The sequence below is a fragment of the Terribacillus saccharophilus genome (genome assembly GCF_002272075.1).
Classification (GTDB): Bacteria; Bacillota; Bacilli; order Bacillales; family Amphibacillaceae; genus Terribacillus; species Terribacillus saccharophilus_A.
In genome coordinates this window covers 20803-42461 of sequence record NZ_NPBJ01000003.1, presented here as the reverse complement: position 1 = coordinate 42461, position 21659 = coordinate 20803, and the positions used below count along the sequence as shown (strand labels likewise).

Below are 21659 nucleotides of genomic sequence, written 5' to 3'. Positions count from 1 at the left end.
TCTCTTATTATTTTACGATATGGATAGGTGTGCCGATTGCAACTTCAGCAGCTTCCATAGTGATCTCACCAAGAGATGGGTGAGCATGGATTGTAAGTGCAATGTCTTCAGCTGTGATTCCGGATTCAACAGCAAGGCCAAGCTCAGCAATCATATCGCTCGCGTTTGGACCAGCGATTTGAGCACCAAGGACAACACCGTCTTCTTCACGAGTGATAAGTTTCATGAAACCATCACTGTCGTTAAGAGATAGTGCACGACCGTTTGCAGCAAACGGGAATTTAGCAGCTTTTACTTTGTAGCCAGCATCTTTTGCAGACTGCTCTGTATGACCTACAGAAGCAAGCTCAGGCTCAGAGAAGACTACCATCGGAATACCATTGTAATCGATAGCAGATGGTTTACCGCTGATTGCTTCCGCAGCGATCTTACCTTCGTAAGAAGCTTTGTGTGCAAGTGGCGGGCCTTCTACGATATCACCGATTGCATAGATGTTCTCAACGTTTGTACGGCATTGCTCATCGATTTCGATAAGTCCGCGATCAGTCATCTTGATTCCTACTCCTTCCAAACCAAGTTCGGAAGTGTTAGGACGACGACCAACTGTAACAAGTACATAATCAGCATCGATAGTTTCTTCTTTACCTTTTGCTTCATAAGTTACTTTTACGCCGTCAGCAGTTTCTTCAACGCCTTTAGCCATAGCTTCAGTCACAATGTTAACGCCTTTTTTCTTCAGTTTACGGGAAACAAGTGATGTCATTTGCTTCTCGAAACCACCAAGGATATCTTTCAATCCTTCAAGGACAGTAACTTCAGTACCGAAGTTTGCATAAGCAGTACCAAGCTCGATTCCTACGTAACCGCCGCCGATAACAACTAGTTTCTTAGGAATTTCTTTAAGATTAAGAGCACCTGTAGAATCTAGAACACGATCAGTGTACTTGAAGCTAGGAAGCTCGATTGGTGTAGAACCTGTAGCGATAATACAGTTGTTGAAAGTATAAGTCTGAGAGCTCTTCTCATCCATTACTTTAACAGTGTTTTTATCTACGAAGTAAACTTCGCCACTAACAACGTCTACTTTGTTACCTTTCAATAGACCGCCAACACCAGAAGTAAGCTTGTTTACAACACTAGCTTTCCATTCTTGTACTTTGGAGAAGTCTACTTTCGCACCTTCAGTAGAGATACCAAGATCCGCATCACCATGAGCATATTCCACTTTGTGGCCAGCTTGGATTAATGCTTTGGAAGGAATACAGCCGACGTTTAAGCAAACACCGCCAAGGTTTCCTTTTTCTACTACTGTTACTTTTTGCCCTTCTTGTGCAGCGCGGATGGCAGCTACATAGCCGCCAGGTCCCGCACCTACCACAAGAGTATCTAATTCGATTGGGAAGTCTCCTACTACCATTTGTTATCCCTCCATCATGATTAGTTGTGGATCAGCCAATAGACGTTTCAAGTGGTTCATTGCTGTTTGAGCAGTTGCACCATCAACGATTCTATGGTCGAAGCTTAGAGAAAGTGCAAGCACTGGAGCTGCAACGATCTCGCCGTCTTTAACGATTGCTTTTTCAGCAATACGTCCTACACCTAGGATAGCTGCTTCAGGGTAGTTGATTACCGGAGTAAACCACTGACCGCCTGCAGATCCGATGTTTGAGATAGTGCTTGAAGCACCTTTCATTTCGTCCGGAGCAAGTTTACCATCACGCGCTTTAACTGCAAGCTCGTTAATTTCCTGGGAAATTGTGAAGATAGATTTGCGATCCGCATTTTTCACAACTGGTACAAGAAGACCTTTTTCAGTGTCAGCTGCAATACCGATGTTGTAATAATGTTTTGTAATGATCTCGTCTGTCGCATCATCGATGGAAGAGTTCAAGATCGGGAAGTTTTTCAATACTGAAACAAGCGCTTTTGCAACGTATGGAAGATACGTAAGCTTGATTTCTTTTTCAGCAGCAACCGCTTTGAATTTCTTACGGTGTGCAACTAGCTCAGTTACATCTACTTCGTCCATCAATGTAACGTGAGGAGCTTTAGATTTAGAGTTAACCATCGCTTTAGCGATTGCGCGACGGATTCCACTCATTTTCTCTCTGGATTCAGGGTACTCATCACCAGAAACAACAGTAGCAGCTGTTTTCTGTTCTGCAGCTGGCTCAGAAGCTTCAGCTTGTGGAGCAGCTTTAGCAGCGCCACCGTTCTTGAAGCTGTCGATATCTTCAGCTAATACACGGCCGCCTTTACCAGAACCAGATACTTGTTTAATATCTACGCCTTGCTCACGAGCATATTTACGTACAGAAGGCATTGCGATGATTAGATCGCCAGATGGAGCTTCGCCAGCTTCAGCTTTAGGACCTTCTTCTTTGATTTTTTCAACAGTTTCGTTGGATTCTGTACCATTAGCTTGGATGGAAGTTTGTTCTTGCTCAGCTGGAGCAGGAGCATTTCCGCCGTCAGCATCGCCAGCTTCACCGTCGAAAGTGATAAGTGTATCACCAACGATTGCTACTTCACCTTCGCCTACAGAAATCTTGCTTACTGTACCCTCGTAAGGAGATGGAATCTCAACTACTGCTTTATCGTTTTGGACTTCGCAAAGTACGTCGTCCTCTGCTACTGTGTCGCCTTCTTTGACGAACCATTTTACGATTTCACCTTCGTGAATACCTTCACCGATATCCGGCATTTTGAATTCGAAAGCCAAAATAATTACCTCCTGATTCTGCTTTTAGAAATTGATTACTTCGTTTGCTTTTTCCACGATGTCGTTATGGTTTGGAAGCCATACTTCTTCTGCTTGTGAGAAAGCAAATACAGTATCTGGTGCCGCGACACGCATTACTGGCGCTTCAAGATGAAGGATAGCACGCTCTTGGATCTCAGAGATCAAGTGAGCTGCGATACCTGCTTGACGCTGTGCTTCCTGCACAACTACCACACGGCCAGTTTTCTTAACAGATGCAAGAACTGTATCAAGATCGATCGGGCTTACAGTACGCAAGTCGATAACTTCAGCAGATACATTGTTTTTCTCAAGTTCTTCTGCAGCTTTCAAAGAAGCTTGTACCATTGCGCCATAAGCGATCAATGTAACATCAGTACCTTCACGCTTAACAGCTGCTTTACCAAGTTCAACAGTGTATTCCTCTTCAGGAACCTCTTCTCGGAATGAACGATAAAGTTTCATGTGCTCAAGGTAGATAACCGGATCGTTGTCGCGAATCGCAGAGATCAAGAGACCTTTTGCATCGTAAGGGTTAGATGGGATAACCACTTTAAGACCAGGCTGTTGTGCCATAAGTCCTTCAAGGGAATCTGCGTGCAACTCAGGAGTGTGCACACCGCCGCCGAATGGCGCACGGATTGTAACTGGAGCGCTTTGCGTGCCGCCGGAACGGTAGCGCAAACGAGCCAATTGTCCGCTAATTGCGTCCATAACTTCATATACGAAGCCAAAGAACTGGATTTCAGGTACCGGACGGAAGCCTTCGATCGCAAGACCTACAGCCATACCGCCGATTGCAGATTCTGCAAGTGGTGTATCGAATACGCGGTCTTCGCCGAATTCAGCTTGCAGACCTTCAGTCGCACGGAATACGCCGCCGTTTTTACCAACGTCTTCCCCGAAGATCATAACGTTTTCGTCATTCTTCAGTTCCGTACGGAGAGCATCAGTGATTGCTTGGATCATTGTCATTTGTGCCATGACTTACTTCGACTCCTTTTCTTTGTACACTTCCAATTGTTCTTCAAGGTTAGAAGGAAGTACTTCGTACATGTTGTTAATCAAGTCGGATACTTTCATTTTCGGATAGTTATCCGCATCTTTGATCGCAGCTTTGATTTCTTCTTTCGCTTGATCGATCACTTTGTTTTCTTCTTCTTCAGACCATAGGCCTTTAGCTTCCAAGTACTTGCGGAAACGTACCAATGGATCTTGTTTTTCCCACTCGGAATTCATATCTTCTGTACGGTAGCGAGTAGGATCGTCACCTGCCATTGTGTGCGGACCGTAACGGTAAGTAAGTGTTTCGATCAATGTAGGGCCTTCGCCGTTGATCGCGCGCTCACGAGCTTCTTTTGTAGCTGCATATACTGCAAGTACGTCCATACCGTCTACTACGACACCTGGGATACCTACTGCAACAGCTTTTTGAGCAAGTGTTTTAGCTTTTGTTTGTTTTTCACGAGGTACAGAGATAGCGAATTGGTTATTCTGTACAATGAAGATAGCTGGTGCATCATAAGCGCCTGCGAAGTTCATGCCTTCGTAGAAGTCACCTTGTGATGTACCGCCGTCACCTGTGTAAGTGATCGCAACGGATTTCTTACCGCGACGTTTCATTCCTAATGCAACACCAGCCGCTTGTGTGTACTGAGCACCGATGATGATCTGCGGGCTTAGCGCGTTCACACCTTCAGGGAACTGGTTTCCATGGAAGTGACCACGGGAAAATAGGAATGCTTGATAAAGTGGAAGACCGTGCCAGATAAGCTGTGGTACATCACGGTATCCAGGCAAGATGAAGTCTTCTTTCTCCAAAGCGAAATGCGTACCTAATTGGGACGCTTCCTGACCTGCTGTAGGAGCGTAGAATCCTAGTCTACCTTGTCTATTCAATGCAATGGAGCGCTGATCAAGGATGCGCGTATACACCATTCTGTGCATTAATTCCTTCAATTCTTCATCTGACAAATCCGGCAAAGCTTCTTCGTTTACAACTTCGCCATTTTCGTTAAGGATCTGAAGCATTTCAAACTGTTCTTCAATACCTTCTAGCGTACGTTTCAAAGCTAGTCACCTATCCTTCCTAGAACTATATTTACTGTAATAGCCTTTCCAAAAACACAGGAAGTACCACAATAGTTTACTGTACCCGCTCTGTGCTCCGTTTAACCGGTTACAACAGAAGTACACAAAACTGTTACATAAATCACGATAACAAATAGTGATACAATTCATGTCCTGTTATAGTTTAGCTTATCTTGCCGGAAAACGTCAACATCTTAGATTAGATATTGCTAATAATTTATGAAAACGGTATTAAAGAAATCTTCACAATTCTCGGATTCCCAACTGTACTACAAAATATTTTAACACTGTATCAGTACAATAAAAAAACCCTCCTCTCATTTCGAGAAAAGGGTTCTTCCTTATTCGTTCTCTACATTCAGACCAGCAGATTCATAAAACTGCTGTTTTTGCTCATTAAACGCTTCTGTCTGTGTATTGAATTCCTCATTGGCCGTTTTGATTTCTTCATAACCTGCATTAATCTTTTCGATTTGGCTGGTTAATTCATCCTGCGTAATGTCATCCTGCTGGAACATATCATACAAAGTGTTATCTTCATCCAACGCTTTTGTATAGGCTTCATGGAGTTTGTCATATGCACTATATCGCGCCTCCATCGTATCATAAAGTGTCTGAGCCTTCTGCTTTGCATCATCACTTTCTAGTTCATCGATGATAGAATCCAGTTCCTTAAACTCTGCTTCTGCTTCGTCCAAGCTCTCTTTTTCTTTCGCAAGCGCATCTTTACGCTGCCCGATCAAGTCGATTGCTTCCTGGGATTTACTTTTGATTTGATCCAATTCATCCGTACCCAGCTGCAAAATCTCGTTGTATAAGTTCTGTTCTTTCTTTTCTAAATCTGCCAAAGACTCTTGCTGCTCGACATATCCCGATTCCAGAGATACAGTCTCCTCTAAATGATTGTAGACCTGCTCCTCCGGTGATGCATTGTTACATGCAGTGAGTCCCACAGCGCTCCCCATCAGGAGTATGCCTAATCCTAACTTGCGCAAAACGTATCCTCCTCTGCCATGTTACCCACAGCTTCTATGTATTCACCTACATTGTATACTAAACACAAAATTCGCGAAAGAAATACGATAAACGATTCTGTAAATTGATTCTGGTGTCATACAGACATTCTTGTGATACACTATAGAACGGAAAAGTAACAGTGCAAGGAGTGATCAGCATGATTACCATGGAAGATATTATCCGAGAAGGCAATCCGATTCTTGAACAAGTTGCTAAAGAAGTGGAGCTGCCTGCATCGGAAGAAGATAAACAAACGTTGACAGATATGCTTGAATACTTGAGAAATAGCCAGGATGATGATCTGGCTGCAAAATATGATCTTCGCCCCGGCGTAGGTTTGGCTGCACCTCAAATCGGTATTTCAAAGCGAATGATAGCTGTCTATTTCGAAGATCCTAACGGCACCTTTTATGAATATGGTCTTTTTAACCCGAAAATCGTCAGTCATTCTGTCGAACATACTTATTTGATGAGCGGAGAGGGCTGCCTGTCGGTTGATCGTGAAATACCCGGGTACGTACCTCGTTATTCCCGCATCACAATCAAGGCCGTCACTTTGGAAGGCAAGGAAGTCAAATTGCGCCTGAAAGGCTATGCAGCTGTGGTCTTCCAACATGAAATCGATCATTTAAACGGAACAATGTTCTATGATCGTATCAATAAAGAAGATCCTTTCGCACAGCCGGACAACTCTAAACCGATTGAATTGTAAAAGAAGCGCACTCTCAAGGAGTGCGCTTCTTTTTATATCAACCCAGCCTTTTTCAGACCAAGCGAAAGCCCGTCTTCATCCACATGAGCGGTCTGTATGTCAGCCAGCTCCTTTAATTCAGGTACTGCATTACCCATCACAATACCAGTGCCTGCGAATTCAATCATCTCCAAATCATTCAGTCCATCTCCACAAGCATATGTTGATTGTACAGAAAGACCTGCTGCTTCCAGCAACTTCATAACTCCGATTTTCTTAGAACCGTCACCGGGCAGTACATCACAGGAGAGCGGATGCCATCGGATGAACCGTACATGCTTATGATGATCCGCATAATCTTGTAGTTCATGCTCCTCACAAAATAGGAGCGCTTGGTAAATCGGTTCATGATGAAAATAATCTTTATCAATTTCCGGATATGTAAACCCTAGAGATGCTAAACTGTCACGTACAAATCCATTATCAGTTTCAGATGCCTTCATGATCGTATCTCCCATAAACACCATCGCATGCTCTTTCTCGGACGCTTCATTATATAAATGAAGTAAATGCTCCCGTTTAATCGGATTGCGATAGATGACTTCCCCTTCGAAGACGACGTACTGACCGTTATAGCTTACAAAAGAAGTAATATCAAGCTCTTTACGGATATCCTCAAACATGAACGGGGCCCGCCCTGTCGCTATTGCAACATAATGACCATTATCCTTCAGTGCTTGAACAGCTTCCTTAGTTGCCTGAGGGATTTCACCCTTTGTGTTCAGAATTGTGCCATCGATATCCAGGAATACGATTCTTTTCTCCATAGTACATCCTCCTCTTAGTCTTTCCTGCCCTTGCATCTTTCTTCTCTACTTCTTATAATCGAGTATAAGTTATGCAGGTTCGTCGAAAAATATCTTTACATGAATCCCAAGAGAAAACAACCATCCCTTCCTTTTATCGGCAGTTTTTTTGAAAGTATGCTGTGTTTTTGTTTTCATCTTAGCGTTTTCATACTATACTGTAAGTAAGAGGGATTGGACGGGTAAACGTTTTTTCTTGCTTTTCTGCGAAACGAAAGGAGTTGCTTCGTGTGCTCAAGCGTTTGAAGGAAAAGTTAAAGAAACGGTGGAAAGATTTATTTGGCCAAAAACGACGAGTGCCTACTACGTGCGGACAAGATCTAACTGAATAGCAATACGTCAGCAATTCGGTTTTTACACAGACTTGCTCCGTTCGTTATGGATATAAAGCAATTGTCAACCATAAGAATAGGAGAGATAGATATGGTATTTAAAGTATTTTATCAGGAAAACCCATCCGAAGTTCCTGTACGTGAACGCTCTAAGAGCTTGTACATGGAAGCGGAAAGTATAAGACAGGTACGTAAAACACTAGCAGATCGTGATATCAACATCGAGTTCATCCAGCCGCTCGATGAAGCACATCTTGCATATGAGAAGCAATCTGAAGACTTCAAATTGGAGCAAGCGAAATGAAATTCGTAAAAAATGACCAAACAGCTGTTTTTGCCATTGGCGGACTCGGAGAAATCGGCAAAAACATGTATGGTGTCCAATTCCAGGATGAAATCATCATAATCGATGCAGGAATCAAATTCCCTGAGGACGAGCTTCTCGGTATTGACTATGTTATTCCTGATTTCACTTACATCGTGCAAAACCAGGATAAAATTAAAGGTTTGTTCATTACTCACGGTCACGAGGACCACATCGGCGGCGTACCTTACCTCTTAAAAGAAGTGAACATTCCGATTTATGCAGGAAAACTTGCAATGGGAATGATCAAAAATAAATTAGATGAGCATGGCCTTTTGCGCAATGCAAAGCTTAACATTTATGGAGAAGATGACATCATCAAGTTCAGAAAAACATCTGTCAGCTTTTTCCGTACAACACATAGTATTCCGGAATCATTCGGTGTAGTCGTGAAGACCCCTCCTGGCAACATCGTGCATACCGGTGACTTCAAATTTGATTTCACTCCGGTCGGACAGCCAGCTGACATTGCAAAAATGGCTGAAATCGGCAAAGAAGGCGTACTTTGCTTACTATCCGACTCTACAAACAGTGAAGTACCAGGATTCACTATGTCTGAACGTGTTGTTGGTGAAAGTATCAACGATATTTTCAGACGTGTTGACGGCCGCTTGATATTCGCTACTTTTGCTTCTAATATCCACCGGTTGCAGCAAGTAATCGATTCAGCTGTGAAAACAGGGCGAAAAGTTGCCATCTTCGGAAGAAGTATGGAAACAAATATCAACCTCGGTATCGAACTTGGATTTATCAATGCACCGAAGGAAACATTCATCGATTCACATCAGATTAATCGTCTGCCTGCGAATGAAGTCGTTATTCTATGTACTGGTTCTCAAGGTGAACCAATGGCTGCACTTTCTCGAATTGCTAACGGCACACACCGTCAGATTCAGATTCAGCCTGGTGATTCGGTTGTCTTCTCGTCTTCCCCGATTCCGGGTAATGCGATTAGTGTAAGCCGTATTATCAACATGCTGTATCGCGCAGGAGCAGACGTCATTCATGGCGCATTGAATAACATCCATACTTCCGGTCACGGTAGTCAGGAAGAACAAAAGCTAATGCTTCGCTTGATGAATCCGAAATACTTCATGCCGATCCACGGTGAATACCGTATGCTAGTCGAGCATATGAAGCTTGGTAAGCTTACTGGTATCAGCGAAGAAAATTCCTTCATCATGGATAACGGAGATGTATTGGCATTAGGCAAAGATAGTGCTGCCATTGCAGGTAAGATTCCATCTGGTTCCATCTATGTCGACGGCAGCGGTATTGGTGATATCGGTAATATCGTATTACGCGATCGCCGCATCCTTTCCGAAGAAGGACTTGTCATTGTCGTAGTAAGCATCAATATGAAAGAATTCCGTATTGCTTCTGGTCCGGATATCATTTCCCGCGGTTTCGTTTACATGCGTGAATCAGAAGACCTTATCAATGAGGCACAAAAAATCGTTTCTGCCCATCTAAATAAAGTGATGGAAAGAAAAACAACTCAATGGTCTGAAATCAAAAATGAAATTACAGATACAATCGCGCCGTTCTTGTTCGAAAAAACGAAACGCCGCCCAATGGTACTTCCGATCATCATGGAAGTATAATAAAAAGCCTGAGCTTATCGCTCAGGCTTTTCTTATTTCAAGAGACGTTTTACTGACTCTTTCATGTTCGGTAGCTCTATTTTCCCGGTAGAGAAGAATTCTTTGATCAGATATTCTGTATATTTAACAGCCTGCTGGTAGGAAATCTTCCCTGGCAGCGGCGCCATATCCTCTATTACCACATCAATTATCGCCGGTTTATCGGATAGGAATGCTTGCTTGATGCTCGTTTCCAAGTCTTCAAACTTCTCAACTCGGTAGCCCTCCCCTCCGCAGGATTGAGCGAATTGAGCGAAATTCATTTCTCCCATATCAATACCGTAGTTGGAAGAACCAATCGTCGCCTGTTCAAATTTGATCAAGCCAAGCTGGCTGTTATTAAGAACAATCACTTTCACTGGCAGATCGTATTTTACCGCCGTGACAAAATCCTGCATATTCATACTAAAACCGCCGTCCCCGCATATGGCTATTGCCTGCTTATCTGGATATGCCATCTTCGCTGCAATGGCACCAGGCAGTCCGCAGCCCATTGTTGCAAGTCGACCCGATACAATGAATTCCTGTTGTGTCAAAGGCAGATATCGTGTAGTCCAAACAGTTACATTCCCTACATCAGATGAAACGACGGCATCTTTCTCTATATTCTTTTCTAAAGCATACATAATTTGAGGAGGCTGTATTGGTGACTCCTCTCTTTTCTTTTGCATTTGAAGCTGCGTATGCCATTCCTTCATTTTTGCTTGATATTTTTCGATATAATCCGTCTCAACCTTTTCCTCTGCCGTTCTTGTCAATTCCCCTAGTACTTCTTTAGCATCTCCTGGCAAACCGACCTCTACAGGATAGATACTACCGATTGCGCTTGCCCTATTATCAATTTGGATAGCAGGTAAGTTATCCGGCAGGAACGAACGATAAGGGAAGCTGGTTCCTACAAGCAGCAGCAAATCCGCTTCATTTATTGCCTCATAAGAAGGCGTTGTCCCAATTTGTCCATGCTGACCCAAGCAATAACTGTGATGGTCAGGAATGATTCCTTTAGCAAGAAGGCTTAAAATTATTGGAGATTTTATATGCTCTGCAAATGTGAGAAGCTCTGTACGGGCATGCTTTGCCCCTTTTCCCGCTAGAATAATTGGTTTTTTCGCTTGATTGATCAGTTTGACTGCTTCCTCAAGATCCTGTTTAGCAGGCGCAATTCTTGGCTTTGCATAATTAGCTGATGTTTTACCGGGTTTTTCGGGATGCTTCTCAGCGAAAAGGTCATCAGAGACTACGAGTACACTAACGCCTGAGTTAGCATATGCTTCTCGGATTGCTTGATTCAAAAGATCTGGCAACTGCTCGAATGACTCTGCCCTCTCGTTGAAAACAGCTACGTCTTCAAACATTTGCTCGAGTTTAACTTCCTGGAAAGCACCGGTACCCAACTCATTACTCGGTACTTGTCCAACAATAGCAAGAACAGGCGCCTTGTCTTCCCGCGCATCATATAAGCCATTCAGCAAGTGGACAGCCCCTGGTCCCGCAATCGACAAACAGACCCCAAGTTTTCCAGTAAGCTTGGCATAGGCAGCAGCTGCAAGTGCCCCGGCTTCCTCGTGACGGACTTGAATGAATTTCAGTTCGTCCTCTTTCTTATGTAAATCACTGATGAATTCATTAACCGAATCTCCCGGTATGCCGTATATGTGATCTACACCCCAATCGACTAATTGATCAGCAAGGACTGCTCCGGTTCTTCTTTCAAACATAATAACATCTCCCGTTTCAATTTTTTCCTCCTTATGTATGTATCCTTTTTTGAGCATAAAGAAACCCAAACAGTTTAACTGTTTGGGTTAACGGTTCAATCATCTGCTAGAGAACGTTCAAATCGAGCCAGGTCACGGTCTGCACCAATGACAATCAATACATCTTCGGTATCGAGCAGGGCATCTGGTGACGGACTGACGTTTATCTCATTACCCTGCTTGATTGCGACTACGTTACAGCCAAATGCTGCCCGTATATCAAGCTCGATAAGAGATTTTCCAGCCATCTTCTTACCAGCTCTTACTTCAACGATACTATGTTCGTCACTAAGCTCTAAGTAGTCGAGAATATTGTTGCTGATTATTTTATGGGCAATCCGTCTTCCCATATCTCGTTCCGGATGGACAACATGGTCTGCTCCTATTTTGCTCAGTACCTTCTCATGGTAATCATTCTGGGCTTTGACTGTTATTTTCTTGATTCCGAGTTCCTTGAGCATTAGTGTCGTCAGAATACTCGCTTGGATATTTTCACCGATTGCCACAATTACATGCTCGATATTTCGGATACCCAGTTCTTTCAAAACCTGTTCATCCGTTGTATCCGCGATAACTGCATGTGATGCGATATTACGATATTCATTTACTTTGTCCTCTTCGATATCGATTGCAAGCACGTTGAATCCTTCCCGGCTTAATTCCACACAGATACTGCCTCCGAAGCGGCCTAATCCGATTACAGCAAATTCTCTTTTCATCGTACTTCCTCCACTATTCCATAAACTAATCTTAGTCTATCACAAACAGTCAAGGTTGTATTATTTCTTTCCTTTTACATACTCTGCATCGAATAGGAACATCCGCATGACGAGTATCAAGGAAGGAATCAACATGAGCAAGCCACCACCGAAGGCAAAAAGCAGAGCTGTACCCATTGCCGGAAGTGTTGCGTCAGCTGTCACTTGGATCTGATCATATAGTATATATGGCATATGACCGATACCATAACCAAGGAGTGCAAAGAAGAATTGCAGCATCACACAAATGAATGAAAGCCCATAGTTTCTTTCTTTGTAAATGAAATAGACTGCGCCTAAGAAAAATAGAACGGACAGACCGAACATCCACCATAGATCAAGCATATTGTTATAGTGCTCTGGATTTTGTCTGCTGATTGCAATGAACGCCGTCAAGCTAGCAATGATTTGCGGGGCCGACCAGAAAAGAGCGTACGACCGCAATATTTTTCGTGCAGGTTCATCTCCTGCTTTATTAGCATAATAAGTCAGGAAGTTAGCACTGATATACAGTACAGAGACGATTGCAAGAAATACGACAGCCCAGGAAAACGGGTTTGTGAGCAGCTCTGTATAACGTAAATGTATACTGCCACCCTCCTCGCGTAAAAAGCCTCCTTCTGAAATCGTCAGTCCTGTTGAAATGGCGGCTGGAATAAGCAATCCACTTGCACCATAAAGGAATGTGTACAGCAAGCTGCTGCGTGATCCGTAATTCTCGAAGGCGTAAAAGGATCCCCTTATACCTATCAGGACGAGAATGATCGATCCTGGTATAAGCATGGCAGATCCGTAATAATAACCAGCATCCGGAAAGAAACCAGCCAGTCCATAATAGAAGAAGATAAAGAACACATTCGTGATCTCCCAAACAGGAGATAGATAGCGGGCAATCAAGCGGTTCAAGATATGATCCTTCTTCGTCTGCTTGGCATAATACGCAAAGAAACCGGCACCAAAATCAATTGATGCAATGATCAGATAAGCAAAAAGGAAAAACCACAATGCTGACAGCCCTAATACTTCGTAGCTCACCTCTGATCACCTCCAAACAATGTATCTGGAAATCGCTGTTCCCATTCTTTCTGAATCGGATTTTTCTTATACAGCCTGACAAGAATGAGAGTGACGAATGTTCCAAGCAGCACATATAAAACCAGGAACATAGCAAAGGCATAATGCACATAAGGCGAAGAAACTGCTCCTTCTGCGACTCGCAAGTATCCCCGCATGATCCAAGGCTGTCGCCCTACCTCTGCATAAATCCATCCGAATTCGAGAGCAAGCATAGCGAATGGTGCATTCACTACAATTGCGCGTAATAACCACTTATTATATTGGTCTCTTTTTTTCCAAAACATGAACACAAGGAAAAGCATACTGATCATGATGCTATATGCTCCAAGTGTGACCATTAAATCAAACATATAATGAATCCACAAAGGCGGTATCAAATCAGCATCGACCCTATCCAAGCCTATGACCTCACTATTGAAATCACCGAAGGACAAGAAACTCAACAGCTTCGGCAAATGGATTGCACCCTTGATCTCATTATCCTCTGTCAATTTCCCGAAGAGAATCAGATCAGCACCTTTCTCCGTTTCAAAATGCCATTCAGCCGCTGCTAGCTTCTCCGGCTGATATGTGGCCAGGAATTTAGCGGATGTATCTCCGGCAATAGCTGTGAATATGGAAAAGACCAATGTCACAATCATTGTAAGCTTTAATGCTTTCTTGTAGTATTTGTTATTGCCATATTTGAGAATGAAGAATGCTGTTAGCGCGGCAAGAATGGCACCACACGTCATATACGATGAAGTGAGTACATGGAAGACCTTCGATGGTGTGGCCGGATTGAGTATCGCCGTCAGCGGCTCGACAGACGTGATTGTTCTGCCTTCAAGTGTGAAACCTTGTGGTGTATTCATGAAGGCATTTACACTTGTGATGAAAACAGCACTCAATCCCCCACCGATGATAACTGGTAAAGAAAGATACCAATGCGTGTATCGTCCTTTAAAACGGTCCCACGTATAAATATAAGCACCGAGAAAAATAGCTTCAAAGAAGAATGCAAAAGTCTCCATAAAAAGGGGCAGACTGATGACATGACCTGCAATCTGCATGAATGTCGGCCACAGAAGAAACAGCTGCAGACCAATTGCTGTACCAGTTACTACTCCTACAGCTACAATAATGACGAATCCTCGTGTCCATCTTCTAGCGAGTAAAATATAACTTGGATCTCGCTTCCTGATACCGACATACTCGGCAGCACTGATCAACAATGGAACACCAACACCGATTGTCGCGAAGATAATATGGAAGACGAGCGTCATCGAAGTAAGCATACGGGCTAAAATGACACTATCATAAGCAAACAATGTGTATCCCTGCTTTCTGTAAAGATAATCGTTCCTCTTGTTATGCCCAGAGAAAATAAAATTACCCAAAAGAAAGAGCGTATCTCTTGCGAGATACGCTCTTTCCTATTTTTCGTCTGATTGAAATTGGGTTTTTACCAGTTCGTAATACTTGCCTCCAGCATCCATCAGCGTCAAATGATTGCCCTGCTCCAAGATACGGCCTTGTTCCAGTACAATGATATTATCAGCTTCCCTGATTGTGGAAAGACGATGCGCAATCATAATAGCTGTTCGCCCCTGCAGTAAGGTTTTCAATGCATGCTGAATTTTCAGCTCAGTTTCTGTATCAATACTGGCTGTTGCTTCATCAAGAATGATGATGCGAGGATCAGCGAGCATAGTACGAGCAAAAGACAGCAGCTGCCTTTCTCCAGCTGACAGGATGTTGCCTCGTTCTTCCACTTCCGTTTCATAACCATCGGCCAAGCGCTGGATGAAATCATCCGCCCCGACAATACGTGCGGCTTCCTTCACTTGTTCGTCCGTTGCTTTCGGATTACCAAATCGGATATTCTCCATGATGGTACCAGAGAAAACGAATGTATCCTGCAAGACAACACTGATTTGCTGCCTTACGTCTTGTAGTTTAACATCTCGTAGGTCCTTACCATCAATTTTTACAGCCCCAGCAGTGGGGTCATAAAATCTGCTGATCAAATTAGCAATCGTCGATTTCCCAGAACCAGTATGACCGACGAGTGCAACCGTCTGCCCTGCTTCCATATGCAAATCGATTTCTTGAAGTGCAATCCGATCAGAGTTGTAAGCAAACACAACCTTCTCGAACCGGATATCTCCTTTTATGTTCGGGAAAGGCTTTGCATCCTTTCGATTCTCTACATTCGGTTCTTCGTCGAGAAATTCAAAAATACGTTCCGATGATGCCATTGCGACAAGCAGCTGGTTATAAATTTGTCCTAAGCGGGAAATTGGCTCCCAGAACATTCCTAAGAAGAAAGCAAAAGTAACGAACGTTCCAATTTCAATCTGATCCGACAGAATCAAATGGGCACCATATGCGATCAGGATAACTGTACCGACGGCATTACTCAGTTCTACGAAAGGACCGAAATACGCACTCTTTTTCGTGGCAATCCGTTCACTTTCAAAGTTATCCCGGTTAAGCGCTTCGAAATAATCTGTGTTTTCCGGCTCTTGGGCATAAGATTGTGTTACACGAATGCCTTGTATCGCTTCATTTAAATGCGAATTCATGCGTGATTTTTGCATTCTCACTTGCTGCCAGGAACGTCTGATGCTTCTCCTAAGCCGTGTTGAGATCAAGAACATGAGCGGTAAAATAATAAGAACTGCAATTGCCAGTTTCGGACTTAGGAAAAACAAGATAGCTATGATACCGATCAGCATGACAGAATCGGTTAACAGGTTGATAATTCCATTCGTGAAAAGCTCCTGTAAGGAGTTAATATCATTAAGAACACGAACAAGAATGGAACCTGCGGACCGGGTATCGAAAAAACGATGCGACAGATGCTGGATATGACTGAACAGTGTTTTCCGTAAATCATAAATTACATGCTGTCCGAGGATGTTCACCCATTTGATTCGCAGTATATTCGCCACATAGTTGAGCACATATAGCACTCCGATAACAACTACCAAATAGATAAGAAAGCGGGTATCCCCTGATGAGATAGCCATATCAATCGCCACTTTACCGATAAGAATCGGAATGAGCAAACGTATAAGTGTGGAGAGCAGCATCGTAACAATCGATCCTGGCAGTAATGTTCTGCTATATGGTTTCATAAAGCCAAGAAGCCGCCTGATTTGAGCCCAGTCAAACGGCTTCTCCATTGCCTGATCCTGCGAATAATGAAATCTGTTTGTATGCTTTTTCTTATTATAATGCAGGTTTTCCATAGGCTCCCCTCCTTACTGCGCTGAGCGCATAATTGCCTTTTGATCTTGATACTGAATATCGTAAATACGCTGGTATAAGCCGCCGTTTCGCAGCAAGAAATCGTGTGTCCCTCGTTCAGCAATTTCTCCATCATCCAAAACAAGAATCTCATCAGCATGCTTAACAGATGATATACGGTGCGCAATAATGAACGTTGTACGATTTTTCATTACTTCTTTCAGTGCTTTTTGTATCTGCACTTCTGTCTGCATATCAACGGCACTCGTCGCATCATCTAAAATCAAGATGCTTGGATCAATGAGCAGTGCCCGTGCAATTGCGATTCGCTGCTTCTGACCTCCAGATAGACCCATTCCCCGTTCACCAAGCAGTGTGTCGTACTGATCAGGTAATTCCATGATAAAGTTATGGGCTTGCGCACGTTTGGCTGCATCCACTATCTGCTCAAAGCTGACATTATCCGGATTCCCATATGCAATATTCTCCTTAATTGTTGTCGAGAAGAGGAACGCCTCTTGTAAGACGAAGCCGATGTGCTGTCTAAGCGTTCTTAGGTCATAATCCTGTACAGGCTTACCGTCTATGTAGATTTCGCCTGATGTTGGTTCATAAAAACGTGTCATCAACTGGGCTATACTCGTCTTTCCTGATCCAGTTCCACCCACGAGACCAATGATTTTTCCTGGCGGTGCATCGAAGCTGATATCCTTCAGAGCCATATCATCATCCTTGGCATATTGAAGTGAAACGCTATCAAACGTTACATGACCGCTGATCTGACTCGTGCCGATCGGCTGTTCCAGCTGTTTAATATCCTCTCTTGCTTCTAGAACTTCCAGCAGCCTTTCCCCTGAAGCCTTCGCTTGAGAGAACATATTGATAATGAAGCCAAGATTCGCGAGCGGTCCGAGGATATAGGAGACAAGACTGAAGAATGCGACAAGAGCGCCTAATTCAAGCTGCCCAGAAATCACAAGATACCCTCCATAAGAGATGAGAACTACCATACAAATATTGCCGATCAATTCCATGAGCGGGAAAAACTTTGCCCACACCTTGGATGTGAAAATATAGTTATCACGGTAGGTGGAATTATTATCTGTGAATCGATCAATCTCAAAATCCTCACGTGATAAGGATTTGACTGTATTCATTCCGCTGATATTTTCCTGCACCCGAGTATTAAGCACACCAAGGGAAGTTCTAATATTACGGAAAGCAGGATGCACACGCCGGTCGAAACGATAGACAACTACAGCTAAAAACGGCATAGAAATCATCGTAACAAGTGCAAGAGGAATGGAATAAGCGAACATTACAGCAAGGCTAATCACGATCAACAAAACAACGCGCAGGAATTGTCCTACTCCTGCCGACAGAAAAAAACGGATCCCCTCTACATCTGCGGTCAGTCTGGACATCAGATCTCCAGTGCGTGCATTATCATAATACGTAAAGCTCAGTCTCTGCAGCTTCTGGTATAGACTGTTCCGCATCCGGAAAACAGTTTGAACTCCGAATAAATCTCCCAGATACTGCTGCAGGAAATTGGCAATCCCTTTAATAATCATTAATAAGGCGAATCCAGCTGAGATAATCGGAATAAGATTGTACTGATTACCCAGAACTACGTCATCAATCGTAATTTGCAATATGATTGGATAGACAACCGTAATAGCTGTCACAATGGCGATGAATAGAAGCGATAAGTAGAAGTTGCGCCGGTATGGCCAATAAAACTCCTTCAATTTTCTGAATATATGCAAACCCTTCTCCCCCTCCAAGATTAGTCGCATGTTCTAATATATCGGGTTCCGAACTAATTTACCAGCTTAAATTAACGATTATTTAAAAAAGTTTGAATTTATGTTAAATAAAAAAAGCATCGTTTACACGATGCTTCGATAATGCTCTTGCAGGAATCGTACATATCGTTCTAAATCCTCTGTCTGTTGAAAACTAGCTTGTGCCATCTGAGCACTTCCGCCACCCTTACCTCCGAATTCGGATAGGGATGTACGGAATAGATTCCCGCTATGGAATTCATTAAGTTGGTGAGTTAATACCAGCTTCCGCTCCCCTGCATCTGACAGTATAACAAACTCCTTGCCTGCTTCGAGCAGTTTTGCTGCCATACGCTGTAATGCTTTAACGTTTTTCCCTTCATAAGAACGGGCTACAATAGGGGTTTCTGTTTGTATGAGCTCTTGCAATTCCAATTCTTCAAGTCTTGCTTCCAACTCTTCCGCTCTTTTGACAGCGGCTTGCAAATCAGCTGCTTGCTTCTGAATTCTGTCGAGAACTTCCTGGCTATTTGTTTGGAATTGGTCTGCAGCTTTCTCCACAATGCTAAACATATTCCTAGTAGTTTCTAAAGCGCGCTTGCCGCATAGGAAATAAACACGCTGTCCCTGCTTTTGTTTTTCTGTTTTAAGGATTTTGATCAATCCTATTTGTCCAGTAGATAAGACATGTGTACCACCACAAGGATTGTATTCCACTCCATCAATTTCAACTATTCTAACGTCTTCTGTTACAGACGGCTGCTTGACAACAGGCAGTTCGGCTAGCTGTGCAGCTGTCACATAGTAGCTGGAAATCTGACGGTTATCATAGATTAGTTCATTCACCTTTTGTTCTGTCAATTGCAGTTCAGCTTCTGTCAGTTTGTCACCAGATACATCAATTGTCACAGCTTCCTGTCCTAAATGAAATCCAATCGTTGGTCGATCTAAAACGAGACGAAAAGCAGCAGAAAGTAGATGCTGTCCAGTATGCTGCTGCATTAAATCAAAGCGATAATCCCATTCTATCCGGCATTCGACCTTTCCTTTGATGCGGGACTCCAAACCGTAGTATGGTACAGCATCCTTGCTTTCTATAGCTTTAACTTCCAAATCGGCTATTGTACCTCGATCTGCTGGCTGCCCGCCTCCACCAGGGTAAAAAGCTGTTTCTTTCAGTGATACATAATAGAGGCCATCTTTTTCATATGTATTGTCAACTTCCGTTTCCCACTTCTCACAAAATGCGTCTTCTCTGTATAGTAGCTTGCTCATATCGATCATCCTTTATGTTCTGATAGAGCAAGCTTACCATGAATCACTTATAAGTAGAAAGTCTGCTTAACTGTATCTTAGCGCATCTAGCTGATTTGTCAGCATAGTCGTAAAATTACCGCCAGACTGTAAATGTCGAACTCTGCCTTTTCTGTCCAGCAAGACAATGCAAGGCAGCTTTTGTACTCTGAATGTATTCTTCATCTGATGTCTTTGATCGAGATAGACAGGCAGATCTATATTCTTTGGAAGCAAATAGTCATGTATCGTTTCAATATCTAGATCCGATGTTGAGCGAGGAACATGAACTAATAGAATGTCAAAAAACTGGCCTTCATGTTTTGCAAAATCCAGAAAAACAGGCATTTTATCTTTACAGACTGAACAGCTAATAGACCAAAAGTAAATGATTACTGGCCGACCGCCGGCAATTTGCTGAGGTGGATAAAGCCAATTTGATGTCTGCTGGTCAATTGCATCTGGTAGTTGTGGCATCATAATGGAACATCCTCCCTCTCAAGTACTTCATCACCAGGCTGCCAATTCACACCACAGGCTTCTCCTGTTTGAAGAGCCTCCAATACACGCAGCAATTCTGATGTCTCTCTCCCTACCAAATCAGCATGCATTAAATAATAACAAATCTGGCCTTCCGGATTGACGATAATCGTAGCTCGTACAGAAGTATAGCTTTTCCCATCCAGCACACCGTAAGCTTGTGACACGTCACCTGTAAAATCCGAAGCTAATGGATAGGTGATATGCTGAATACCATTCTGCTCCCGAGGTAATTTTTGCCATGCAGCGTGAGACATGAGACTATCTGTAGAAATTGCAACTACTTCTGCATCCAATTCACGTACTGTATTAATTTGATCTGCTAAATCATTCAATTCAGTAGGACAAACTGTACTGAAATCACGAGGATAAAAAAAGAGCACCAGCCATTTCTTCGTATCAAACTGTTTCAAGCTGATGGTTGCCGTCTTACCATCCGGCATGACAGCTGGCAGCTCGAACTGAGGTGCAACACTTCCGATCATGGGCTCTCCCCCTTCATTTATACCTGTGTCACTATATGCATAGAAGCAGCATGTGTTACAGAGCGTTTCATCTTTGACTATTCCGGGAACTCACCTAGGAGCAGAAAATTGTAAAAGGAGACATGGTATGAACTTTCTAACAGACGGACTACAATTCAACTACGATGGCTTAATCGAAAAATCCGTGTCAATCGGTCTGCAGCTGCTGCTAATCATTATCGGTTATTTCGTTTTACGAGCTGTCGGAAAAAAACTGATCTCTACGAGCTTAAGCAAAGCAAGTTCCAAACAGCGTATTTCTACAAGCAGAATGATGACATTAGAAAAACTGCTTATCAATACATATGGGTATACCTTGATTTTCCTCCTCATTGTCATGATATTTGGTGTGTTCGACATTCAAATCGGCCCATTGATTGCAGGAGCTGGGATAATCGGACTTGCCATCGGTTTCGGTGCCCAAGGTTTGGTGAGTGATATCGTGACTGGATTCTTCATCCTTTTGGAGCGTCAAATTGAAGTTGGTGATGTGATTACCACATCTGGCTACAATGGTGTTGTAGAGGAAGTAGGGTTACGGACGACACAGGTGAGAAGCTTCGATGGTACGTTGAATTTCATTCCGAACCGTAATATCAACGGAATAAGCAACCACTCTCGCGGAAACATGCGCGCTATGGTTGATATCGGCATCAGCTATGAGGATGATATTGATCATGCTCTCAAGGTTCTGCAGGATATATGTAATACTTTCCAGCAGGATGAACGTTTCCGCGAAGGACCAGATGTGATTGGCGTACAGGAACTGGGAGCATCTGAAATCACCTTGCGAATCATTGGTCACACAGCCAATATGGAACAATACGGAGCAGAACGCGATATGAAAAAGGCAATCAAGGAAGCCTTCGATAGAGAAGGTATTGAAATTCCTTATCCGCATCAAGTTTTTATGCAGCGAAAAGAAGAAAGCGCAAAGCCATAAGC

The 21659-nt window shown here is 43.2% G+C and carries 19 protein-coding genes; 4 read left to right on the top strand and 15 right to left on the bottom strand.

Features of this window, described 5'->3' with window-relative positions:
* Positions 1-7: 7 nt before the first annotated feature.
* The 5 genes from lpdA to CHH48_RS00895 all read right to left on the bottom strand — a co-directional run bounded on the left by lpdA (position 8) and on the right by CHH48_RS00895 (position 5826).
* Positions 8-1417 (bottom strand): dihydrolipoyl dehydrogenase, encoded by a 1410-nt coding sequence (lpdA, locus tag CHH48_RS00915; protein WP_095217490.1) that lies wholly within the window; start codon positions 1415-1417, stop codon positions 8-10.
* Between the two features lie 3 nt (positions 1418-1420).
* Positions 1421-2722, bottom strand: coding sequence for a dihydrolipoamide acetyltransferase family protein (locus tag CHH48_RS00910; protein ID WP_095217489.1), 1302 nt, complete (start codon positions 2720-2722; stop codon positions 1421-1423).
* 24 nt (positions 2723-2746) lie between these two features.
* Positions 2747-3724, bottom strand: a complete 978-nt coding sequence (locus CHH48_RS00905; protein WP_095217488.1) for an alpha-ketoacid dehydrogenase subunit beta — start codon at positions 3722-3724, stop codon at positions 2747-2749.
* A gap of 3 nt (positions 3725-3727) precedes the next feature.
* The gene (gene pdhA / locus CHH48_RS00900) at positions 3728-4771 is read right to left on the bottom strand and encodes a pyruvate dehydrogenase (acetyl-transferring) E1 component subunit alpha (protein ID WP_175073307.1); all 1044 of its coding nucleotides are present in this window, start codon (positions 4769-4771) and stop codon (positions 3728-3730) included.
* Positions 4772-5172: 401 nt separating this feature from the next.
* Positions 5173-5826: a YkyA family protein gene (locus CHH48_RS00895; protein ID WP_095217486.1), complete on the bottom strand. Its 654-nt coding sequence runs from the start codon at positions 5824-5826 to the stop codon at positions 5173-5175.
* A 179-nt stretch (positions 5827-6005) separates the two neighbouring features.
* Here CHH48_RS00895 and def point away from each other — a divergent pair, with 179 nt between their 5' ends.
* Positions 6006-6560: a peptide deformylase gene (gene def, locus CHH48_RS00890; RefSeq protein WP_095217485.1), complete on the top strand. Its 555-nt coding sequence runs from the start codon at positions 6006-6008 to the stop codon at positions 6558-6560.
* Between the two features lie 32 nt (positions 6561-6592).
* Here def and CHH48_RS00885 read toward each other — a convergent pair whose 3' ends face one another.
* On the bottom strand, positions 6593-7366 hold the full coding sequence (locus tag CHH48_RS00885) for a Cof-type HAD-IIB family hydrolase (protein ID WP_095217484.1): 774 nt from the start codon (positions 7364-7366) through the stop codon (positions 6593-6595).
* Positions 7367-7828: 462 nt separating this feature from the next.
* Between CHH48_RS00885 and CHH48_RS00880 the strand changes: the two genes are divergently transcribed.
* The gene (locus CHH48_RS00880) at positions 7829-8041 is read left to right on the top strand and encodes a DNA-dependent RNA polymerase subunit epsilon (RefSeq protein WP_095217483.1); all 213 of its coding nucleotides are present in this window, start codon (positions 7829-7831) and stop codon (positions 8039-8041) included.
* On the top strand, positions 8038-9705 hold the full coding sequence (gene rnjA / locus CHH48_RS00875; protein WP_038559819.1) for a ribonuclease J1: 1668 nt from the start codon (positions 8038-8040) through the stop codon (positions 9703-9705). The genes CHH48_RS00880 and rnjA overlap by 4 nt, the downstream gene beginning before the upstream one ends.
* 32 nt (positions 9706-9737) lie before the next feature.
* Here the strand turns inward: rnjA and CHH48_RS00870 are convergent, their stop codons facing one another.
* The 9 genes from CHH48_RS00870 to CHH48_RS00830 all read right to left on the bottom strand — a co-directional run bounded on the left by CHH48_RS00870 (position 9738) and on the right by CHH48_RS00830 (position 20675).
* Positions 9738-11462 carry a pyruvate oxidase gene (locus CHH48_RS00870; RefSeq protein ID WP_095217482.1) on the bottom strand — a complete coding sequence of 575 codons (1725 nt, stop codon included), beginning with the start codon at positions 11460-11462 and terminating at the stop codon, positions 9738-9740.
* A gap of 95 nt (positions 11463-11557) precedes the next feature.
* A complete protein-coding gene (locus tag CHH48_RS00865; protein WP_095217481.1) occupies positions 11558-12220 on the bottom strand; it encodes a potassium channel family protein in 663 nt (220 codons plus the stop codon).
* Positions 12221-12280: 60 nt separating this feature from the next.
* Positions 12281-13294 (bottom strand): cytochrome d ubiquinol oxidase subunit II, encoded by a 1014-nt coding sequence (locus tag CHH48_RS00860; RefSeq protein ID WP_095217480.1) that lies wholly within the window; start codon positions 13292-13294, stop codon positions 12281-12283.
* Positions 13291-14646: a cytochrome ubiquinol oxidase subunit I gene (locus CHH48_RS00855; protein WP_245840267.1), complete on the bottom strand. Its 1356-nt coding sequence runs from the start codon at positions 14644-14646 to the stop codon at positions 13291-13293. The genes CHH48_RS00860 and CHH48_RS00855 overlap by 4 nt, the downstream gene beginning before the upstream one ends.
* 105 nt (positions 14647-14751) lie before the next feature.
* The gene (locus CHH48_RS00850) at positions 14752-16572 is read right to left on the bottom strand and encodes an ABC transporter ATP-binding protein (RefSeq protein WP_095217479.1); all 1821 of its coding nucleotides are present in this window, start codon (positions 16570-16572) and stop codon (positions 14752-14754) included.
* Between the two features lie 12 nt (positions 16573-16584).
* Complete coding sequence (locus CHH48_RS00845; RefSeq protein WP_095217478.1) at positions 16585-18339, bottom strand: ABC transporter ATP-binding protein; 1755 nt, start codon at positions 18337-18339, stop codon at positions 16585-16587.
* A 123-nt stretch (positions 18340-18462) separates the two neighbouring features.
* Positions 18463-19632, bottom strand: a complete 1170-nt coding sequence (locus CHH48_RS00840) for an alanyl-tRNA editing protein (protein ID WP_176466338.1) — start codon at positions 19630-19632, stop codon at positions 18463-18465.
* Positions 19633-19698: 66 nt separating this feature from the next.
* Entirely contained in the window at positions 19699-20130 is a 432-nt protein-coding gene (locus CHH48_RS00835; protein ID WP_095217476.1) for a TlpA family protein disulfide reductase, read from the bottom strand.
* Positions 20127-20675: a peroxiredoxin gene (locus CHH48_RS00830; RefSeq protein ID WP_095217475.1), complete on the bottom strand. Its 549-nt coding sequence runs from the start codon at positions 20673-20675 to the stop codon at positions 20127-20129. Before CHH48_RS00830 ends, CHH48_RS00835 begins: the two co-directional genes overlap by 4 nt.
* Positions 20676-20802: 127 nt before the next feature.
* On the opposite strand from CHH48_RS00830, the gene CHH48_RS00825 reads away from it, so the two are divergent.
* Entirely contained in the window at positions 20803-21657 is an 855-nt protein-coding gene (locus tag CHH48_RS00825) for a mechanosensitive ion channel family protein (protein ID WP_095217474.1), read from the top strand.
* Positions 21658-21659: the final 2 nt, after the last annotated feature.

Bases quoted from the DNA above. Each gene is read 5' to 3' on its own strand.
- CHH48_RS00850 (WP_095217479.1), bottom strand. From the start codon at position 16,572: ATGGAAAACCTGCATTATAATAAGAAAAAGCATACAAACAGATTTCAT.
- CHH48_RS00905 (WP_095217488.1), bottom strand. From the start codon at position 3,724: ATGGCACAAATGACAATGATCCAAGCAATCACTGATGCTCTCCGTACG.
- def (WP_095217485.1), top strand. From the start codon at position 6,006: ATGATTACCATGGAAGATATTATCCGAGAAGGCAATCCGATTCTTGAA.
- lpdA (WP_095217490.1), bottom strand. From the start codon at position 1,417: ATGGTAGTAGGAGACTTCCCAATCGAATTAGATACTCTTGTGGTAGGT.
- rnjA (WP_038559819.1), top strand. From the start codon at position 8,038: ATGAAATTCGTAAAAAATGACCAAACAGCTGTTTTTGCCATTGGCGGA.
- CHH48_RS00835 (WP_095217476.1), bottom strand. From the start codon at position 20,130: ATGATGCCACAACTACCAGATGCAATTGACCAGCAGACATCAAATTGG.
- CHH48_RS00840 (WP_176466338.1), bottom strand. From the start codon at position 19,632: ATGAGCAAGCTACTATACAGAGAAGACGCATTTTGTGAGAAGTGGGAA.
- CHH48_RS00825 (WP_095217474.1), top strand. From the start codon at position 20,803: ATGAACTTTCTAACAGACGGACTACAATTCAACTACGATGGCTTAATC.
- CHH48_RS00885 (WP_095217484.1), bottom strand. From the start codon at position 7,366: ATGGAGAAAAGAATCGTATTCCTGGATATCGATGGCACAATTCTGAAC.
- CHH48_RS00880 (WP_095217483.1), top strand. From the start codon at position 7,829: ATGGTATTTAAAGTATTTTATCAGGAAAACCCATCCGAAGTTCCTGTA.
- CHH48_RS00865 (WP_095217481.1), bottom strand. From the start codon at position 12,220: ATGAAAAGAGAATTTGCTGTAATCGGATTAGGCCGCTTCGGAGGCAGT.
- CHH48_RS00830 (WP_095217475.1), bottom strand. From the start codon at position 20,675: ATGATCGGAAGTGTTGCACCTCAGTTCGAGCTGCCAGCTGTCATGCCG.
- CHH48_RS00870 (WP_095217482.1), bottom strand. From the start codon at position 11,462: ATGTTTGAAAGAAGAACCGGAGCAGTCCTTGCTGATCAATTAGTCGAT.
- pdhA (WP_175073307.1), bottom strand. From the start codon at position 4,771: ATGCTTCAGATCCTTAACGAAAATGGCGAAGTTGTAAACGAAGAAGCT.